This is a genomic window from Streptomyces sp. NPDC093089 (genome assembly GCF_044754405.1).
Classification (GTDB): domain Bacteria; phylum Actinomycetota; class Actinomycetes; order Streptomycetales; family Streptomycetaceae; genus Streptomyces.
Map to the genome: position 1 here is coordinate 114,998 of NZ_JBIVPA010000019.1, position 18,905 is coordinate 133,902.

The 18,905-nt window shown below is 74.9% G+C and carries 12 protein-coding genes; 3 read left to right on the forward strand and 9 right to left on the reverse strand.

All coding sequences use genetic code 11. The features are described from left to right. Positions 1–62 precede the first annotated feature (62 nt). The 4 genes from ACIQFX_RS34715 to ACIQFX_RS34730 form a co-directional block, all read right to left on the reverse strand. Entirely contained in the window at positions 63–869 is an 807-nt protein-coding gene (locus tag ACIQFX_RS34715; protein ID WP_402471530.1) for a hypothetical protein, read from the reverse strand. 198 nt (positions 870–1,067) lie between these two features. Next, entirely contained in the window at positions 1,068–1,835 is a 768-nt protein-coding gene (locus tag ACIQFX_RS34720; RefSeq protein ID WP_402471532.1) for a hypothetical protein, read from the reverse strand. Positions 1,836–1,987: 152 nt separating this feature from the next. Further along, a complete protein-coding gene (locus tag ACIQFX_RS34725; protein ID WP_402471534.1) occupies positions 1,988–5,626 on the reverse strand; it encodes an ATP-dependent helicase in 3,639 nt (1,212 codons plus the stop codon). Positions 5,627–5,910: 284 nt separating this feature from the next. Continuing rightward, on the reverse strand, positions 5,911–6,339 hold the full coding sequence (locus tag ACIQFX_RS34730) for an MGMT family protein (RefSeq protein WP_402471537.1): 429 nt from the start codon (positions 6,337–6,339) through the stop codon (positions 5,911–5,913). Between the two features lie 156 nt (positions 6,340–6,495). On the opposite strand from ACIQFX_RS34730, the gene ACIQFX_RS34735 reads away from it, so the two are divergent. The 3 genes from ACIQFX_RS34735 to ACIQFX_RS34745 all read left to right on the forward strand — a co-directional run bounded on the left by ACIQFX_RS34735 (position 6,496) and on the right by ACIQFX_RS34745 (position 12,424). Continuing rightward, positions 6,496–9,156 (forward strand): flippase-like domain-containing protein, encoded by a 2,661-nt coding sequence (locus ACIQFX_RS34735; RefSeq protein ID WP_402471539.1) that lies wholly within the window; start codon positions 6,496–6,498, stop codon positions 9,154–9,156. Between the two features lie 75 nt (positions 9,157–9,231). Continuing rightward, entirely contained in the window at positions 9,232–10,803 is a 1,572-nt protein-coding gene (locus ACIQFX_RS34740) for an alpha/beta hydrolase (protein ID WP_402471542.1), read from the forward strand. 79 nt (positions 10,804–10,882) lie between these two features. Further along, a complete protein-coding gene (locus tag ACIQFX_RS34745; RefSeq protein WP_402471544.1) occupies positions 10,883–12,424 on the forward strand; it encodes an alpha/beta hydrolase in 1,542 nt (513 codons plus the stop codon). A 68-nt stretch (positions 12,425–12,492) separates the two neighbouring features. On the opposite strand, the gene moeZ is transcribed toward ACIQFX_RS34745, so the two are convergent. The 5 genes from moeZ to ACIQFX_RS34770 all read right to left on the reverse strand — a co-directional run bounded on the left by moeZ (position 12,493) and on the right by ACIQFX_RS34770 (position 18,720). Next, positions 12,493–13,671, reverse strand: coding sequence for an adenylyltransferase/sulfurtransferase MoeZ (moeZ, locus tag ACIQFX_RS34750; protein ID WP_376490579.1), 1,179 nt, complete (start codon positions 13,669–13,671; stop codon positions 12,493–12,495). A 63-nt stretch (positions 13,672–13,734) separates the two neighbouring features. Then, positions 13,735–14,478: a spherulation-specific family 4 protein gene (locus ACIQFX_RS34755; RefSeq protein ID WP_402471547.1), complete on the reverse strand. Its 744-nt coding sequence runs from the start codon at positions 14,476–14,478 to the stop codon at positions 13,735–13,737. Beyond that, complete coding sequence (locus ACIQFX_RS34760; protein WP_402471550.1) at positions 14,466–15,437, reverse strand: NAD-dependent epimerase/dehydratase family protein; 972 nt, start codon at positions 15,435–15,437, stop codon at positions 14,466–14,468. The genes ACIQFX_RS34755 and ACIQFX_RS34760 overlap by 13 nt, the downstream gene beginning before the upstream one ends. 126 nt (positions 15,438–15,563) lie before the next feature. After that, entirely contained in the window at positions 15,564–17,030 is a 1,467-nt protein-coding gene (locus tag ACIQFX_RS34765) for a hypothetical protein (RefSeq protein ID WP_402471552.1), read from the reverse strand. A gap of 13 nt (positions 17,031–17,043) precedes the next feature. Continuing rightward, on the reverse strand, positions 17,044–18,720 hold the full coding sequence (locus ACIQFX_RS34770; RefSeq protein WP_402471553.1) for a glycosyltransferase: 1,677 nt from the start codon (positions 18,718–18,720) through the stop codon (positions 17,044–17,046). Positions 18,721–18,905 lie beyond the last annotated feature (185 nt).

Below are 18,905 nucleotides of genomic sequence, written 5' to 3' on the forward strand. Positions count from 1 at the left end.
GGGCCGACCGACATTCCGGACCGGCACCGCTCCCCCTGCGGTTGTCGGGGATCAGGGGCGGGTCACGCGGGCGTGCCCTGGTCGAGCTTGGTCAGGTCCACCGTCTCGTCGGCGGGCGGGACCTTCACGACGACCGGCTCGTCGTAGTCGGAGAAGACCATCGCGCCGGGCTCGTCGCCGCCGGCCTTGACCATCTTCAGGATGTACGGCTTGCCCTCCCGGGCGACGGAGACGGTGGTGGTCTCGGCGCCGGTCCGCTTCACGAGGGTGGCGACGGGGGTGCCGTCGACCTCGCCGTCGGGGCCTCGGGTCATTCCGCTGCGCTCGTCCTTGTCCTCGCCGAGGTCGGCGAGGAGCGACTTCAGGTCGCAGACGCTGCCGAGGTCGTCGCTGCCGGCCTGTCCCGGGGCGATCTTCAGCCAGCGGCCCTTGAGCAGCTCGATCGTGGCGTCGATCTGCGCCTCGGGCATGCCCTGGGAGGTCATGGACGCCCGCCAGAAGGCCTCGTCGCCCTTCATGTACGTGATGTCGTCGACCTTGCGGAGTTCGGCGGTGCCGCCCTTGATCTTCATCAGGCCGGTGCACTCGTCGCGGTCGTTGACGGCGAAGTCGATGTCGACGGGCTGGTCGTCGGTGGAGACCCGTCCGGTCATGCGGAGCGAGGTGGCGGACTGGGTCGCGGTGACGGCCCGGTCGGCGATCTCGTCGGCGGTGAGGCCGGTGAAGGGGTCGGGGGAGGGCGCGACGGCGGCGGCGCGCAGCGGGCCGTCGGCCGCCGCCCAGGCCGCCGCCGGCGCGGGACCCGCGACGACGGCGACCGCGCAGACGACGGCCGCGGCGCGGAGCTTGCGGTGGGAGTGGGACGTCATGCGAGCCTCCTCGCTGATTCCCCCGGGCCGTCCCACCAGCGTCGCCCCGCGCGCGCGTGCCCGCTACTCGTACGTCACGGGCACGCGGGCGCCGGGCTGCGTCACGGGCGCGCGCGCCGGCCGTACGTCACGGCGCGGGCCGGCCGTACGCCGCGGGCACGGGCGCGCTCGCCGTCCGTCACGGGCGCGGGCGGTGCGTCAGGAGGCGCCCTTCATGAGCTCCGCCATGTCCACGGTCTGGTCGGCCGGCGGGACCGTGACGGTGACCGGCTTGTCGAAGTCGCTCAGGTCGACGGTGCCGGGCTCGTCGCCACCGGTCGTCACGACGCGCAGGACGTACGGCTTGGCGGCGTCCTTGGCGACGTAGAAGGTCGTGGTCTCGGCCTTGTCCTTCTTGCTGAGCACGGCGGCGGGCTTGCCGTCGACGTCGGCGTCGGCCTCGCGGGTCATGCCCTTGCGCGGCGTCTCCTCGTCCATGTCCTTGACGATCTGCTTCAGGTCGCAGAACGCGCCGGCGCCGCCCTCGCCCGCGCCGCTCTCGGCCGGCATCTCCAGCCAGCGGCCCTTGAGCATCGCGGACATGGAGTCGGACTCCTCCGCGGAGGCGCCCTCCTCACCGCCGGAGGACTTCCAGAAGGCGTCGTCGCCCTTCATGTAGCTGGTGCCGCCGGTGCCGACGATCTCGGCGCTGCCGCCCTTGTCTGCCTTCATGGTGCCCTGGCAGTTGCCCTTGTCGTCGACGGAGAACTCGACGGTCATCTCCTCGCCGTCGGTCTTGCCGCTGCCGTGCATACGGAAGGCGGTGGCCTTCTTCGTCGTCTCGACCGCCTTGTCGGCTATCGCGTCGGCCGTGAGTCCCGCGAAGGGGTCGGCGGCCTTCTCCTCGCCCTTGGAACAGCCCGTGACACCCGCGACCACGGCCACACAGACCGTCGCCACTGCCCAGAGCTTCCTGTCGGCCCTCATGCGCGTACTCCTCACAGCCGTCTCCGACGGCGTTTTCACAGCTTGTCTTGACGACGTCTTTACGCGGACGTCGCGAAGACTTTGACGGGCGAGGCCGAACAAAGGATGCACGGAGAGGAACGTGACGCTCCGCACAAGGCGTCGGGCGGGTGTCAGTCGACGACCTGGCGGCCCTCCGGCAGGGCGCTGCACGAGGCACGGAAGGCGCAGGTCGTGCAGTGCTGGCCGGTGCTCGGGGTGAACCGCTCGTCGAGGACCCGGCCGGCCGCGGTGGCGAGCAGCTCGCCGACCCACTCGCCGGCCAGGGGCTCCTGCGCCTGCACCTTCGGCAGGGCGTCGCCGCCCTCCTTCTGCGGGGCGCTCTGCCGCAGCTGGACGAGTTCGGCGCCGCCCGGCTCGGGGCGGCGGCCGTCGAAGACCTCGTCGAGGGCGCCCTCGCGGACCGCGAGCTGGTAGACGGCGAGCTGCGGGTGGTGGGCGACCTCGTCGCGCGTCGGGGCCGACTTGCCGGTCTTGAAGTCGACGACGTACGCGCGCCCCTGCTCGTCGGTCTCCACCCGGTCCATGGAGCCTCGGATGCGGACCTCGTACTCCCCCGCCTCCAGGGTCACGTCGAAGCCGTGCTCGGAGGCGGCGGGGGTGCGGCCGCCGCGGTCCATGACGTGCCAGCGCAGGAAGCGTTCCAGGGCCACGCGCGCGTGGCCCTTCTCCTGCGCCGACTTCCACGGCGCGTCGAAGGCGAGGGCGTCCCAGACGGAGTCGAGGCGGGCCATGAGGACGTCGAGGTCGGCGGGCGTACGGCCGGAGGCGACCTCGTCGGCGAGGACGTGGACGACGTTGCCGAAGCCCTGGGCGGCGGTGGCGGGCGCCGCCGCCTTGACCTCACGGCCCAGGAACCACTGGAGGGAACAGGTGCCGACCAGGTTCTCCAGCGCGCTCGGCGAGAGCGCCACGGGCCGGTCGCGCTCGCGCAGCGGCTCCGGGCCGCGCGTCGGCTCGAACAGGCCCCACCAGCGGTCCGGGTGCGCGGCCGGCACCAGCGGCTGCCCCTCCTCGTCGGTGAGCGCGGCGAGGGCGGCGAGCCGGTGGGCCGCCGCCTCCCGCAGGGCCGGCGAGGCGTCCGGGTCGACGGTGGTGGCGCGCAGCTCGGCGACCAGGGCGGAGACCGCGAGCGGGCGGCGGGGGCGGCCGGGGACGTCCTTGGGCTCGGCGCCGAGCTCGGTGAGGAAGCGGGACGGCTGGTCGCCGTCCTCGGCCGCGGCCTTCACCGCCGTCACGACCAGCCGGTCACGCGCGCGCGTGGCGGCCACGTAGAAGAGCCGCCGCTCCTCGGCGAGGAGCGCGCCCGGCGTGAGGGGTTCGGCGAGGCCGTCGCGTCCGATGCGGTCCGCCTCCAGGAGGGAGCCGCGCCTGCGCAGGTCGGGCCAGAGGCGCTCCTGCATGCCGGCGACGACGACGAAGCCCCATTCGAGGCCCTTGGAACGGTGGGCGGTCATGAGCCGGACGGCGTCCGGGCGGGTGTGCCGGCGGGTCAGCGTGTCGGCGGCGATGTCCTGGGCGTCCAACTCCTCCAGGAAGTTGAGGACGCCGCGGCCGCCGACCCGCTCCTCGGCGCGGGCGGCCGTCTCGAAGAGCGCGCAGACGGCGTCGAGGTCCCGGTCGGCGTTGCGTCCCGCGGGGCCGCCGCGGAGGGCGGCGCGCTCCAGGCGGCCGGGCCACGGGGTGCCGTTCCACAGCACCCACAGGGCCTCCTCCGCGGTGCCGCCCGCGGCGAGCAGCGCGCGGGTCTCCCGGAGCAGGTCGCCGAGCCGCTTCGCGCCGCGGGCGTACGCGGGGTCGTGGGCGACGAGTCGCTCGGGCTCGGCGAGGGCGAGGGCGAGGAGGACGTCGGAGGGCGGCGGGATCTTGTTGCCGGCGGCGCGCTGCTCGTCGCGGAGGGCGCGGCCGAGGCGGCGGAGGTCGGCGGGGTCGATGCCGGCGAGGGGGGAGGCGAGGAGTTCCAGGGCGGTGTCGACGGGCAGCCAGGTGGGGGTGAGGGTGTCGGTCGGCGGGGCGGCGGGGGCGGGGCGGGGGTCGGGTGCGGGCTCGGCGGCGATGGGCGCGTCGGCGTCGGGCGCGGGGAGCACGTCGGCCTCGGGCGCGGGGAGCACGTCGGCCTCGGGCGCGGTGAGCACGTCGACCTCGGGCGCGGGGGGTGCGGGGTGCGCCGGCGGTGCGGCGCGGTGGGTCGTGGTGCCCGCCCGTTCCGCCCCTGGCGGACGATTGCCCACCACTGGGTCGCACTCGGGCGCGGCCTCGCCCACCGCTTGGTCCGACCCGGGCGCGGGGGCGTCCACCACGAGGTCCGGCCCGGGGGCGGAGGTGTCCGCCGCGAGGTCCGGCCCAGGGGTGGGGGGGGTTGTCGGTGGGGGGTCGGAGGAGACGGTGCGGAGGGCGAGGAGGAGGGGGGCTACGGCGGGTTCGTGGCGGAGGGGGGTGTCGGCGGCGTCGGTTTCGACGGGGACGCCGGCGGAGGTGAGGGCGCGGCGGAGGGAGGGGAGGGGGGCGGCGGCGCGGGTGAGGACGGCCATGTCCTGCCAGGGGACGCCGTCTTCGAGGTGGGCGCGGCGGAGGAGGTCGGCGATGTTCTCGGCCTCCGCGGAGGCGGTGGGGTAGGTGTACGCCTCGGCCCGGCCGCCGTCCCTGACGGGGTTGAGGTCGCGGTGGGCGCGGACCTTGTCGGCGGGGAGCCGGTGCATGGGCATGCGCAGGGCGAGCTGCCGGGTCGCCGCGAGGAGCGTGGCGCCGGAGCGGCGGGAGGTGCCGAGGACGCGGACGGGGGCGTCGCCGAAGGCTGCGGGGAAGTCGAGGATGCCGTTCACGTCGGCGCCGCGGAAGGCGTAGATGGACTGGTCCGGGTCGCCGAAGGCGACGACGTCGCCCCGGCCGCCGCGGGCGAGCGCGTGCAGGAGCCGGACCTGGGCGGGGTCGGTGTCCTGGTACTCGTCGACGTAGATCGCGTCGTACGCGGGCAGGGTGACGTCGCCGGCGAGGAGGACGGCCCGGTGGACGAGCTCGGTGTAGTCGAGGACGCCCTGGAGGTCGAGGACGTCGAGGTACTCGGCGAGGAAGCCGGCGGCCGCCTTCCAGTCGGGGCGGCCGACCCGGTCCGCGAAGCGGGCGAGGGCGTCCGGGCCGAGGCCGAGTTCGCGGGAGCGGGCGAGGACGGCCCGCACCTCGTCGGCGAAGCCGCGGGTGGTGAGGCAGGCGCGGAGTTCGTCGGGCCAGCGGATGCTCCCGAGCCCGGCCTTCTCCAGGTCGATGTGGCCGGCGAGGAGTTCGCGGACGGCGAGGTCCTGCTCGGGTCCGGAGAGCAGCCGGAGCGGTTCGGCGAAGAGTTCGGCGTCCTGGTGGGCGCGGATCAGGGCGTAGCAGTACGAGTGGAAGGTCGTCGCCTGCGGCGGGCGGCGGCCGCCGAGGCGGGCGGCCATGCGGTCGCGGAGTTCGACGGCGGCCTTGCGGCTGAAGGTGAGGACGAGGAGGCGTTCGGGGTCGGCGCCTGCTTCCATGCGGGCGGCGACGGCTTCGACCAGCGTCGTCGTCTTGCCGGTGCCGGGTCCGGCGAGGACGAGGAGAGGTCCGCCGCGGTGGTCAACCACCTGCCGCTGGGTTGCGTCCAGCTGAGGGGGATCCAGCGGGGCCGGCGTGGTGCGCACCAGTCGGTACGCGCCCGGGGTCCGCTGCCGTCCCGAACCCGGGTACGGCTGTCCCTGGTTCGGCGGCGTACGCCGGGTGGTGGAGGAGGTGCTCACGTGGATCGCCGGTCCTGGTGGGTGTGGTGGTGCGGGTGAGGCGGCCGTGTGCCGTGGCCGCCGCCTCGGGGCGCGCCTCGGGCGCCGGCCGGGAGGTCGGCGCGGGAGTCGTCCCGGGAGCAGGCCGGGAGGCCGCCGCCCGAGGCGTCCCGGGAGCCGGTCGTGCGGCCGGTCCGCGGGTCGCGCACGTCGACGTTACGCGAAGCGGGCCGGCGGCGAGCCGTACTCCGGACCGCTTCCACCCCGGCGGGGCCGCCTCACCGGCGCCTTCCGGGCCCGCGCCCTCAGGTGTGAGTTCCGGCACCCCGGCCGGAGCCCCCGGCGGCGTCCCCGCCGTCGCCGGGTGCCGGGTCCGCGGTGCCGTCCCAGCGTGCCCGCCGCATGTCGATGCGGGGCACGTGCCCCTCGGAGGCGGGGCCGGCCGCGCGCAGCGGGGTGCCCTCGTCGCGGTAGTGGCCGAGGGCCCGCAGCTCGTGGCCGGGGAGGAGGGTGCCGTCCGCCCGGACCACGCGCCACCACGGTGCCGAGCCGCCGTAGAGGGCCATCACCCGGCCCACCTGCCGCGGCCCGCCCTCGCCCAGCCACTCGGCCACGTCGCCGTACGTCATGACCCGGCCCGGCGGGATCCCGTCGGCGACGTCGAGCACCCGCTCCGCGTACTCGGGCAGTTCTCCGGTCTCCCCCACGGGTTCCTCCATGCTCATCCGCCCCATCCTGCCTCACCCCACCGACATGGCCCTGATGCCTCCGCGCGGCGGCTCTTCGTGCCACCATCGTCCGGGCGGTGACTGGTGATACGAGATCAAGAGCGACAAGTACGAGAACAAGAACGTGATCGACGCGACGCGTACGAAGAGACGGACAGGGTGATGGGGCACGACACGCAGCCTCCTGAGGAGGGCGAGGCCGACGTGCCCGAGCGGGTCTCCGGGGACGAGCCGCTGCTCGCCGCCCGGGTCCACCGGCCCTCCGATCTGATGCGGCTGCTCGTCGGTCTGCTCGCCATCGGGCTCGTCATCGCCATCGCGGCGTTCGCCCACGCCACGACCTCGGGCCTGGAAGAGGACATCAACAAGGGGGCCGTCGGCGCCCCCGACGTCTTCGTCAAGATCGCCGGCCTCGTCTCGTCCATCGCCGTCCTGCTCGTCCCCGTCGCCTTCGCCATCGAGCGGCTCATCAAGCGGGACGGGTTGCGCATCGCGGACGGCGTGCTCGCCGCCGTCCTCGCGCACGGCGTCACCCTCGCCACCGACCTGTGGGTCGCCCAGGCCGCGCCCGGCACCATCCAGGACGCGCTGACCCAGCCGCAGTCCGGCGGCGGGCTCACCGACCCGGTGCACAACTACCTCGCCCCCGTCATCGCGTACATGACCGCCGTCGGCATGGCCCGCAGGCCCCGCTGGCGGGTGTCGCTGTGGGTGGTGCTGCTGCTCGACGCGTTCACGATGCTGGTGGCCGGCTACACCACCGCCCTGTCGATCATCCTGACCGTCCTGATCGGCTGGACGGTGGCGTACGGCACGCTCTACGCGGTCGGCTCCCCCAACGTCCGGCCCACCGGGCAGACCCTCCTCGCCGGCCTGCGCCGGGTCGGCTTCCGCCCGGTGACGGCGCTGCGCGCCGAAGGTGTGCCGGACTCGGCGGACAGCGGGGACCGCGGCCGCCGGTACATCGTGACCCTGGAGGACGGGCCGCCGCTGGACGTCACCGTCGTCGACCGGGAGCAGCAGGCGCACGGCTTCTTCTACCGCGCGTGGCGGCGGATCACCCTGCGGGCGATCACCACCCGCCGGTCGATCGTCTCGCTGCGCCAGGCGCTGGAGCAGGAGGCGCTGCTCGCGTACGCGGCCATCGCCGCCGGGGCGAACGCGCCGAAGCTGATCGCCACCTCGGAGCTCGGCCCGGACGCGGTGATGCTCGTGTACGAGCACATCGGCGGCCGGAGCCTGGACTCGCTCGACGACGACGAGATCACCGACGAGCTGGTCACCAGCGCGTGGCGGCAGGTCCGGGCGCTCCAGTCGCGGCGGATCGCGCACCGCAGGCTGACCGGGGACGCGATCCTGGTGGATCGTTCCGGCAAGGTGATCCTCACCGATCTGCGGGGCGGCGAGATCGCGGCCGGCGACCTGGTCCTGCGGATGGACATCGCCCAGCTGCTCACCACGCTCGGTCTGCGGGTCGGGGCGGAGCGGGCGGTCGCCGCGGCCGTCGGGGTCCTCGGCCCGGACACCGTCGCGGCCTGCATGCCGCTGCTCCAGCCGATCGCGCTGAGCCGCTCCACGCGCGCGACGCTGCGGAGGCTGGCGCGCGAGCGGTCGGCGCGGGAGCGGGAGGCGGTGCTCGCGGCCTCCGAGGCGGCGAAGCACGAGCGGGAGCTCGCGAAGGCCTCGGCCGCGGCGGACCCGGAGGACGTGCCGGCGGAACGGAAGGCCGGGATCAAGGCCGGGGCGAAGGCCGAGAAGAGAGCGGACAAGAAGGCCGAGAAGCGGGCCCTCGACACGGCGCTCGACGAGGCCCGCGAGGAGGACCTGCTCGCCCAGATCCGGCAGCAGGTGCTGCTGATCCGCCCGCAGGCCCCGGTGGAGCCGGTCCGCCTGGAGCGGATCAAGCCGCGGACCCTGGTCAGCCTGATCGCGGGTGCGGTCGCCGCGTACTTCCTGCTGTCGCAGATCGCCCGGACCCCGCTGTCGACGATCAGCGAGGCGGACTGGCGCTGGGTGGCGGCCGCGGTGCTGTTCTCGGCGCTGAGCTACGTGGCGGCGGCGATGAGCCTGCTGGGCTTCGTGCCGGAGCGGGTCGGGTTCTGGCGGACGGTGGTGGCGCAGGTCGCCGGCTCGTTCGTGAAGATCGTCGCCCCGGCGGCGGTCGGCGGTGTCGCCCTGAACACCCGCTTCCTCCAGCGCTCGGGCGTACGGCCGGGGCTCGCGGTGGCGAGCGTCGGCGCCTCGCAGCTGTTCGGGCTCGGGGCGCACATCCTGCTGCTGCTCTCCTTCGGCTATCTGACGGGGACGGAGAAGTCGCAGTCCTTCACCCCGTCGAGGACGGTCATCGCCGGCCTGCTGACGGTCGCGGTGCTGGTGCTGGTCGTGACGGCGATCCCGTTCATGCGCAAGTTCGTGTCGACGCGGCTGCGCTCGCTGTTCGCCGGCGTGGTGCCGCGCATGCTGGACGTGCTCCAGCGGCCGATGAAGCTGGCGACCGGCATCGGGGGGATGCTGCTCCTCACCGGCCTGTTCGTGCTCTGCCTGGACGCGTCGATCCGGGCCTTCAGCCACGGCGACCAGTCGGTCAGCTACGCGAGCGTGGCCGTCGTCTTCCTCGCGGGCAACGCGCTGGGCTCGGCGGCGCCGACGCCGGGCGGTGTCGGCGCCGTGGAGGGCGCGCTCACCTTCGGTCTGGTCGCGGTGGGCCTGCCGCTGGAGGTGGCGACCCCGGCGGTGCTCCTGTACCGCCTGCTCACGCTGTGGATCCCGGTCCTGCCGGGCTGGCTCTGCTTCAACTGGCTGACGAAGCGCGAGGCGCTGTAGGCGGACCCCCTCCGGGGGCACCCGGTTGGCCCCCCGTCCCGCGCGGGCGGGCGGGCGGCGGCCCACGATGGGCGTATGCCGATCTCCGCCGCCCAGCGCGCCGCCCTGCTCACCGCCACCACCGTGCTGCTCGCAGCCGGGTGCTCGGACGGGGGCGACGGCACGGCGGACGCGACGAAGCCGAGCGGCACCGGGATCTCAGCGCTGACCTCGCAGAAGCTGTCGTGGGCGCCCTGCCCGCCGCCGTCGGCGGCCGAGGGCGGCGGGCCCGCGCCCTCGCCGCTGCCGGGCGGTGCGACCTGGGAGTGCTCCTTCCTCCAGACGCCGCTCGACTGGTCGGTGCCGGACGGCGAGACGATCGAGCTCGCCCTCATCCGGGCCAGGGCCAGGGACGCCGCGAACCGGATCGGGTCGCTGATCTTCAACTTCGGCGGGCCCGGCGGCTCCGGGGTCACCGCGCTGCCGGGCTTCGCGTCCACCTACGAGACCCTGCGCGGCCGCTACGACCTGGTGTCCTTCGATCCGCGCGGGGTGGGCCGCAGCGATCCGGTCGAGTGCGCCACGGACAAGGAGCTGGACGCCTACTACGCCCTGGACTTCACGCCCGACGACGAGGCCGAGGAGCGGACCCTGTCGGACGCGCAGAAGAAGTACGCGGCCGGCTGCGACAAGGACGCGGGCCCGGCGCTGCCGCACGTCGGCACCGAGAACGCCGCCCGGGACATGGACCTGATGCGCCAGGTCCTCGGCGACGAGAAGCTCCACTACTTCGGCATCTCGTACGGCACCGAACTGGGCGGCGTGTACGCGCACCTGTTCCCGAAGAACGTCGGCCGGGCCGTCTTCGACGCCGTGGTGGACCCGGACGCGGGCGTCGAGGACGGTGCCCTCGGCCAGGCGAAGGGCTTCCAGCTCGCCCTGGACAACTTCGCCCAGGACTGCGTCGACCGCGGCGACGCCTGCACCCTGCCCGGCTCGACGGTCGCCGAGATCGAGGCGTTCGTCATGGACCTCCTGGCGTCGCTGGACAAGGAGCCGATCCCCGGCATCGGCGACCGGAAGCTCACCCAGACGCAGGCCACCAACGGCATCGCGCAGTCGCTGTACTCGAAGGAGTACTGGCAGTACCTGGAGCAGGGGCTCGACGCGGCCGACGGCGGGGACGGCGCGCTGCTCCTGTCGCTCTCCGACGCGATGAACGGGCGCGGCCAGAACGGCTCGTACAGCAACATCCAGGCCGCCAACGCCGCCATCAACTGCGTCGACTTCAAGGAGCGCTACACGCTGGGGCAGGCCAAGGAGCGGCTCCCCCAGTTCCGCGAGGCCTCCCCGGTCTTCGGCGACTTCATGGGCTGGGCGCTCGCGAGCTGCTCGCAGTGGCCGGTGCCCGGCCTGTGGGAGCACCCGGACGTGTCCGCGCCGGGCTCGGCGCCGATCCTGGTGGTCGGCACCACCGGCGACCCGGCCACGCCGTACGAGGGCGCCCGGTCGATGGTGAACGCGCTCGGCGACGGCGTCGGCGTGGAGCTGACGTACGAGGGCGAGGGCCACGGCGCCTACAACGGCGGCGACACGTGCGTGAAGAAGGCGGTGGACGGCTACCTCCTGGACGGCAAGGTGCCCGCCTCCGGGACCGTCTGCAAGTAGGCCGCCGCGAGAGGGCCGCCGGGAGGGGGACACCCGGGCGGCCTAGGATGGCCGCCTTGCCGGGATCCTGGGGGAACGCATGTCCATACGCGTACGCATGACCGTGCTGGCCGTGACGGGGGTGCTCGTCGCCGGATGTACGGGCACCGGGGGCGCGACCGGGACGACGAAGGCCCCGCCGACCACCTCCGGCGCCGCGTCGGCGGACCCGGCGACCGCGCCCGCGCTCCCCGCCTCCCTCACCGGCCAGCGCCCCGACTGGACGTCCTGCGAGGCCCCGGAGAACGGACCGCGGCCCGGCGCGGACTGGCGCTGCGCCACGGTGAAGGTGCCGCTCGACCACGCGAAGCCCGACGGGGAGACGATCCCGGTCGCGCTGATCCGCAAGGAGGCCCGGAACAAGCGCGGCCGCATCGGCTCGCTCCTCTTCGACTTCGGCGGGCCCGGCGCGTCCGGCGTCGACATCCTGCCGCAGGCGGCCGAGGAGTACGGGAACCTGAACGAGGGCTACGACCTGGTCGGCTTCGACCCGCGGGGTGTGGGCCGCAGCGCCGGGGTGGTCTGCCGGGACGACGCCGAACAGGCCGCGGCCGAGGCCTCCGTCGACCCCGTCCCGGACACGCCCGCCGAGGAGGCCGCCTACCTGGCGGACGGCGCCGCCTTCGCCGCCGGCTGCGCCCGCCGCTCCGCGAAGGTCCTGCCGCACACCACGACCACCGCCACCGCCCGCGACATGGACCTGCTGCGGCAGGTCCTCGGCGACGAGAAGCTCCACTACTTCGGCATCTCGTACGGCACCCAGCTCGGCGGCACGTACGCGCACCTGTTCCCCGCGCGGGTGGGCCGGATCGTCCTCGACGCCGTCGTCGACCCGACCGCCGACACCGCCGGGCACGCCCGCAACCAGACGATCGGCTTCCAGCGGGCCCTGGACAACTACCTGAAGAGCACCGGCGAGGACCCGAAGGCCGGGACCGAGCGGATCGCCCGCCTGCTGCGGAAGCTGGACCGGGAGCCGCTGCCCGTCGGCGGGCGCCGGCTCACCGAGGGCCTGGCCCTCACGGGCATCGCGGTCACGCTGTACGGGAAGGCCAACTGGCCGCTGCTGACCCAGGCGCTCGCCGCGGCCGAGCGCGGCGACGGGAGCGCCCTGCTGAACCTGGCCGACTTCTACAACGACCGGGACGCGAAGGGCCACTACGCCACCCAGTCGCACTCCCAGCGGGCGATCTCCTGCGCGGACTCCAGCGAGCGGCCGACCGCCGCGCAGGCGAAGGCGCTGCTGCCGGAGTTCCGCCGGCTCTCCCCCGTCTTCGGCGCGTTCCTCGCCTGGGACACGGCGGGCTGGTGCGCGCAGTGGCCGGTGGAGGGCGAGCGGCGGACGCCGGAGGCGAGTGCCCCGGGCGCGGCCCCGATCCTGGTCGTCGGCACGACGGGCGACCCGGCCACGCCGTACGAGGGCGCGGAGAAGATGGCGAAGGAGCTCGGGGCCGGTGTCGGGATCCTGGTCACCAACAAGGGCGAGGGGCACGGGGCCTACGGCGGTTCGCCGTGCGTGACGCGGAAGGTCGACGCGTACTTCCTGGACGGGAAGGTACCGGCGTACGGCACGAGCTGCTGAACGGCCGGAAGGGCCCGGACCTCGTCACGAGGTCCGGGCCCTTCCGTTCGCCGTCGTCCGGCCGGTGACTAGTAGACCGGCTTCTCGGGCTCGATCTGGTGGACCCAGCCGATCACGCCGCCGCCGACGTGCACCGCGTCCGCGAAGCCCGCGGACTTGAGCACCGCGAGGACTTCCGCACTGCGGACACCCGTCTTGCAGTGCAGGACGATCCGCTTGTCCTGCGGGAGGTCCTGGAGGGCGGTGCCCATCAGGAACTCGTTCTTCGGGATCAGGCGCGCGCCCGGGATCGAGACGATCTCGTACTCGTTCGGCTCGCGGACGTCGATGATGTCGATGTTCTCGCCCTCGTCGATCCACTCCTTGAGCTGCTTGGGAGTGATCGTCGAGCCGAGCGCCGCCTCCTGGGCCTCCTCGGACACGACGCCGCAGAAGGCCTCGTAGTCGATGAGCTCGGTGACGGTCGGGTTCTCGCCGCAGACCGCGCAGTTGGGGTCCTTGCGGACCTTGACCTGGCGGTACTGCATCTCCAGGGCGTCGTAGATCATCAGGCGGCCGACCAGCGGGTCGCCCACGCCGGCCAGGACCTTGATGGCCTCGGTGACCTGGATGGAGCCGATGGACGCGCACAGCACGCCCAGGACGCCGCCCTCGGCGCAGGACGGGACCATGCCCGGCGGCGGGGGCTCCGGGTAGAGGCAGCGGTAGCAGGGGCCGTACTCGGACCAGAAGACCGAGGCCTGGCCGTCGAAGCGGTAGATCGAGCCCCACACGTACGGCTTGTTCAGCAGCACGCAGGCGTCGTTCACCAGGTAGCGCGTGGCGAAGTTGTCCGTGCCGTCGACGATCAGGTCGTACTGGCCGAAGATCTCCATCACGTTCTCGGCCTCGAGCCGCTCTTCGTGGAGGATCACGTTCACGTACGGGTTGATGCCGAGCACGCTGTCGCGCGCCGAGGCGGCCTTGGAGCGGCCGATGTCGGCCTGGCTGTGGATGATCTGGCGCTGGAGGTTCGACTCGTCGACCTCGTCGAACTCCACGATGCCGAGCGTGCCCACGCCGGCGGCGGCCAGGTACATCAGCGCCGGCGAGCCGAGGCCGCCGGCGCCGACGCACAGCACCTTGGCGTTCTTCAGCCGCTTCTGCCCGTCCATCCCGACGTCCGGGATGATCAGGTGGCGGGAGTACCTGCGGACCTCGTCTACGGTGAGCTCGGCAGCCGGCTCGACCAGGGGTGGCAGCGACACGGGGACTCCGGTTGTCGGTATGTCAGTACGGTTGTTCTCCCCGTAACACTGCCACGCCCCTCCTCATTCCGAGACACCCGGTCCGATCCGCGAGACGATTTCGTCCCAGTAGCCGGGCAGCGAGTGGAATGGCGCGGTTTGTCCCGGGCCCCCTGGGCGGTCGGTGAAGAAGATCGTCCCCGCCCCCTGCCAGCGCGCGACCCGGAGGGCCTCGTCGAGGTGGGTGCGCGGGACCCCGTGCACGAGGTGGACGAACTTCGCCTCCGCGTAGTCGGCGGTCCACTCCGCCACCTGCGACCAGCGGTAGTCCACCCAGGAGCCGGAGAAGGTCACCAGCTGGTCGGCGACCTCGGCGTAGCCCGGATGCGGGTGGGTGCCGTGGCCGAGGACGAGGTGCGCCTCGCCGCCGAGGACCGCCTCCAGGGCCGCCGTGACCCGCCTCGTCCCGGCCAGGTCGGCCCGGTCGGCGGGGGCGCGGTCCAGGTAGAAGCCGTCCACCTTGTACCAGTCGAGGAAGCGGTGGGCGTCGGAGACCATCTCCCCGAAGGGCCGGCGGCCGTGGGCCGCGTCCAGGTGCCCGAGGACCCTGACCCCCGCGTTCCGGAGCTTCCCGGCCGCCTCCAGGCAGTGCGGGTCGGGCCGGCTCCCCGGGCCCTCCGCCACGTTGAGCACCGCCCAGTGGACCGGGGTCCCCGGGCGGGTGAGCTCGGCCCACTCGACCGGGGCGAGCAGCGGGTGGGCGTAGCCGGGGACGCCCACGCCGAGCGCCTGGACGGCCCCCGTGGCGGTGGTCGTCAGATGCGACACGCCGCCTCCATCCAGATGTCGGCGAGCGACTCCTCCAGATTGATCCGGGGCCGCCAGCCGAGCCGGTCGCGTGCGGTGCGGACGTCGGCCTGCTGCCAGGTGCCGCAGCCGTCGGGGTACGGGTAGGGCGAGGAGGCCAGCTGCTCGGCGATGGTCCCCTCGGTGCGGGGGGCGCCGATCATCGGGCGCTGCGCCAGGCCGTGCGGGGCGTCCAGCTCGTGCAGGTTGCCGGAGTAGCCCGCGACCCGGGCGAGGACGGCGGCGGCGTCCCGGAGCCGGACCGCGCGGCCGGTGCCGATGTTGACGACGCCCTGGGCGGCGGAGAGCGAGGCCGCGTGCACGGCCCGCGCCACGTCCCGCACGTCGACGAAGTCGCGCTGCACGCCGAGGCCGCTGAGCTTCAGCTCGCCGTCCCCGGCCTGCATCGCCCGGCGCATCGCCTCGGCGAGCCGGCCGAGCGGGGAGCCGGCGGGCGTGCCGGGGCCGACGGGCGAGAACACCCGCAGGACGACGGCGTCGAGGCCGGAGCCGAGGACGAGTTCGGTGGCGGCCAGCTTCGACACCCCGTACGGGCCGCCGGGGCGGGGCACGGCGTCCTCGGCGGTGGAGGAACCGGGCTGGCTCGGCCCGTACTCCGAGGCGCAGCCGACCTGGACGAGACGGGCACCGCAGCCGCTGCGGCGCAGGGCCTCGCAGACGGTGGCGACGGCGACCGTGTTGTGCCGGGTCAGCTCGCGGGCGCCGCCGCGGGTGGCGCCCGCGCAGTTGACGACGACGCCCGGGTGGACGGCGTCCAGGAAGCGGGTCAGCGCGCCGGGGCTGCCGGAGGCGAGGTCGAAGCGGACGTCGGCGTCGTCGCCCCGGCCGAGGGCGGTGAGGTGGACGGCCGGGTCGGCGAGCAGCCGGTCGGCGACGAAGCGGCCGATGAAGCCGTTGGCTCCGAGCAGTAGCACCCTCATCGTGCGGCCCCTACGTGCCGACCGGCCGGTCCTTGGGATCGAGGGGTCATGGTCTTCGGTCTCCTTGCGAGGTGATGAGAGAGGTGACGGGGCGCGCCCGCGGCGTCGGCTCCGCGGGTGCCGAACTCATGGGGTGGCGTGGGCCGAGGCCCGGGTGAGGGCGCCGGTCGCGTGGGCCAGCAGCCCGAGCGCGGCGGCACCGCAGACGAGGGTGGGCACGGCCCCGGCGCCCCAGGCGTCGACGACGGCGCGCACGGGGGCGCCGAGTCCGTCGATGCCGGGCAGCGGGACCCGCGCGGCGAGGACGCTCGCGAGGGCGAGGGCCTCGGCGGCGCAGGCGGCGGCGAGGGCCGTGGAGGCGGTGTCGGGGAAGCCGTGCACGGTGAGCAGCCGGGCGAGCAGCAGGAGCGCGCCGAGGGCGAGGGCGCCGGGGCTGAACGCGGTGGCGCCGAGCAGGGCGGCGACGGCGAGCAGTTGGACGGTGACGGTGGCGAGGAGCAGCGGCCTGGTGGCGGCGGCGAAGTCGGCCAGGCCCCGGCTGTCGGCGATCCGGCGGCGGGCCCGGCGCGCGAAGAGGTGCGCGCACCAGGCGGCGGGTGCCACGGCCAGGGCGAGCCCGAGGACGGGGCCGGGGGCGAGGTCCCAGGCTCCGTCGGGGCCTCCGCTGAGCACCTGCCGGAGGAGTCCGTCGCCGCCGACCGCGTACGCCAGGAGCCAGAGGGTCCAGAGCCGGGCGGCGGGTACGGCTCCGCCGTCGGGCACCCGGAACGGGCCCTGCCGTACGGCGAGCAGCAGCGCCCCGCCGAGCGCGAGCGCGGCGGCCGCCCCGACGGCGATCCGCGCGGGCCCGTAGGCGAACGTCAGGCCCAGGCCCGCGAGCCCGGCGACGGCCCCGGGGGCGAGCACGGCGAGCGCCCAGGGGGCGCGGGCCGGTTCGGGGTCCGGCGCGGGCGCGGCCTTCTCGGGTCCGCGCGGCACGCGCGCGTACAACTCCTCGGCGAGCGAGAACACGTCCCGGTGCCGGAACCGCGCGGCGGTCCGGTCCGTGAACCCCTGCGCCTCCAGGCCGGCGGCGACCTCCAGCGGGTCCACGGCCCGCTCGCAGAGCTCCCGGTGGCGGTGCATCAGCACTTTGACGGGGTCGGCGTTCCCCCGCCGCGGGCGGGGGGCCGCGGCCCGTCCGTCCCGGGCCGCCCCGGCCTGCGGCTCCCCTCTCCACGCGACGCCCCGCACCGGGGCGCCGGGCAGGTCGGGGCCAGGCTCCGGGAGCGGCGTCAGGGTCGCTTCCGGGGCCGCGGCTATCCCGGACGGCGGGGCGCCCACGGGGTCAACGGGGTCTGCGGATTCCGCAGGGTCCGCCGGGTGGGCGGGGTCGGCGGCGATGCTCCGGCCCTCGCGGTCCGTGTGGTCGGCGTGGTCCGCGGGGGCTTCGTAGGCCTCGCGCTCCTCCGTGGAGGGCGCGGTGCCCTCGGGGGCGCGCAGGTCGAGGCCGGGCGACGGGGCGGGGTCGGGGGTCGGGGCGGGCGTGCCGAGGAGGGCCTCGGAGCGGGCGTCCCAGGCTCCGGGGCTCGTCGGGGCGGCGGGGCCGCGCATGGGAGTGCCTCCTTCAGGCATCGGGGCCTCCTGAGCCCGTGGGCACGGCCTTCTGCTTCCAGCTGCCCGGCACATGGGCCTCGGCGGGGTGGGCGAAGGGCACGCCGTCCCCGGGGCGGTGGCGCACGGGCGCGTGGGAGAGGAGTTCGAGGTAGATGTCGCGGAACGCGGCGAGGTTCTGCTCGACGGTGAAGAGTTCGAGCGCACGGGCGCGGGCCGCGGCGCCGAGCCGGTGGCGGCGCTCGGGGTCGCGGAGCAGCGCGAGGCAGGCGTCGGCGAGCGCCCGGGGGTTGCGCGGGGGGACGACGAGGCCGGTGCCGCCGATGATCTCGACGACCGCGCCGACGTCGGTGGAGACGGTGGCGCGCGCGCAGAACATGGCCTCGACGAGGCTGGCCGGGAAGCCCTCGACGACGCTGGAGAGGACGACGACCGCGCCGGAGGCGTAGGTGTCCTCCAGGGTGGGCGCCTCGGGGCCGCCGAGTTCCTCGAAGGTGACGGGGTTCTCGCCGACGGCGTGCGCGCCGGCGGCCTCGTCGGGGAAGAGCTGGGCCGCGAGCCCCTTGCAGTGCGCGCGGTACGCGCCGCCGCCCGGCTCGCGCTCGGGCACGGCGACGATCCGCAGCCGGGCGTCGGGCTGCCGGGCCCGGATCTCCGCGAAGGCGTGCAGGAGGGCGATGAGGTCCTTGGCGGGTTCGACGCGGCCGACCCAGACCAGGGTGGCGGGGTCGCCGCTCTCCTCGTCCTCGCCGATCTCGGCGAAGCGGTCGGCGGCCATGCCGGGGTGGACGGTGCGGATGCGGTTCCGGTCGGCGCCGCACTTCTCCTGCCAGCGGCGGGCGTGCGCGTTGCCGGGGGTGAGGAGGGAGGCCTGCCGGTACGTCTCGGCGGCGAGCCGTCCGTGGAGGGCGGCGAGCAGCGCGCGCAGGGGGGCGGAGCGGTCGGCGCCCGCGGTCGAGAGGTAGTGGGCGCGGAGCCCGACGCCGTACTCGGTGACGAGGAGCGGGGTCCCGAAGAAGCGTTTGGCCAGCAGGCCGGGGAGGGCGGTGGTGCCGCCGGCGGCGGCGTGGCAGAGGTCGGCCGCGCCGAGCGCGTCCTCGGTGTACCAGTCGAAGGAGAGGGGGCGCAGGGCCCGCTCCAGGTGGTCGGCGAAGGCGAGGTGGTCGCGGAGTCCGGCAGCCGCCGCGCCCCGGCGTGCGCCGGGCGCGCGGCAGGCGGTCTCCAGCGCGCGGACGGCGTCGTCGGAGCGGAGCGCGCCGGGTAGTCCGCCGCGCTCGCGGGCGAGTTCGGCGAGCGCGTAGAGCCCGTCGGCGAACCGGGCCGCGCCGGGATCGGTCGCGGCCTCGACGTCGACCTCGATCTCGCGGCAGAGGCCGGTGGCGAGGGCGTGGAAGGCCTCGGTGAAGCGGCGCCGTTCGCGCCGGCCGTAGGCCCGGCGGGTGGCGCGGCCGTCGCAGAAGGCGGCGCGTTCGAGGCGGTTCTTCGGCGTGCCGTCCTGGTCGGGGCCCTCCGGGTCGGCGGTGCGCACGACGCGGGCGTTCGGGGGGAGCGGTAGCGGGGTGCCGGGGCGGCCGAGGGCGTAGAGGTCGAACCGGTGCTGCCCGAGCCCGCGTACGAGTCGGTCGCACCAGGGTGCGGACTCGCCGGTGGCGTACGGGTAGCCGCCTTCCGTGAGCAGTCCGATCCGCATGAGTGCACCCCCGATCTCCCTTGACGGCGGCCACCGTTGGTCCGGCGACTCGCAGCGGGAAGAACGTAAGCGGAGACACCGGTGGTGGGGGGGGGGGGGGGGGGGGGGGGGGGCGCCGCGGGGGGGGGGGGGGGGGTGGGACACCCCAGGCGCGAGGAGGGTGGGGGCGGGGGGGGGGGGCGCGG

Coding starts and splice junctions, on each gene's coding strand:
- ACIQFX_RS34715 (WP_402471530.1), bottom strand. CDS start 869: ATGACGTCCCACTCCCACCGCAAGCTCCGCGCCGCGGCCGTCGTCTGC.
- ACIQFX_RS34720 (WP_402471532.1), bottom strand. CDS start 1,835: ATGAGGGCCGACAGGAAGCTCTGGGCAGTGGCGACGGTCTGTGTGGCC.
- ACIQFX_RS34730 (WP_402471537.1), bottom strand. CDS start 6,339: ATGGGGCGGATGAGCATGGAGGAACCCGTGGGGGAGACCGGAGAACTG.
- ACIQFX_RS34735 (WP_402471539.1), top strand. CDS start 6,496: ATGGGGCACGACACGCAGCCTCCTGAGGAGGGCGAGGCCGACGTGCCC.
- ACIQFX_RS34740 (WP_402471542.1), top strand. CDS start 9,232: ATGCCGATCTCCGCCGCCCAGCGCGCCGCCCTGCTCACCGCCACCACC.
- ACIQFX_RS34745 (WP_402471544.1), top strand. CDS start 10,883: ATGTCCATACGCGTACGCATGACCGTGCTGGCCGTGACGGGGGTGCTC.
- ACIQFX_RS34760 (WP_402471550.1), bottom strand. CDS start 15,437: ATGAGGGTGCTACTGCTCGGAGCCAACGGCTTCATCGGCCGCTTCGTC.
- ACIQFX_RS34765 (WP_402471552.1), bottom strand. CDS start 17,030: ATGCGCGGCCCCGCCGCCCCGACGAGCCCCGGAGCCTGGGACGCCCGC.
- ACIQFX_RS34770 (WP_402471553.1), bottom strand. CDS start 18,720: ATGCGGATCGGACTGCTCACGGAAGGCGGCTACCCGTACGCCACCGGC.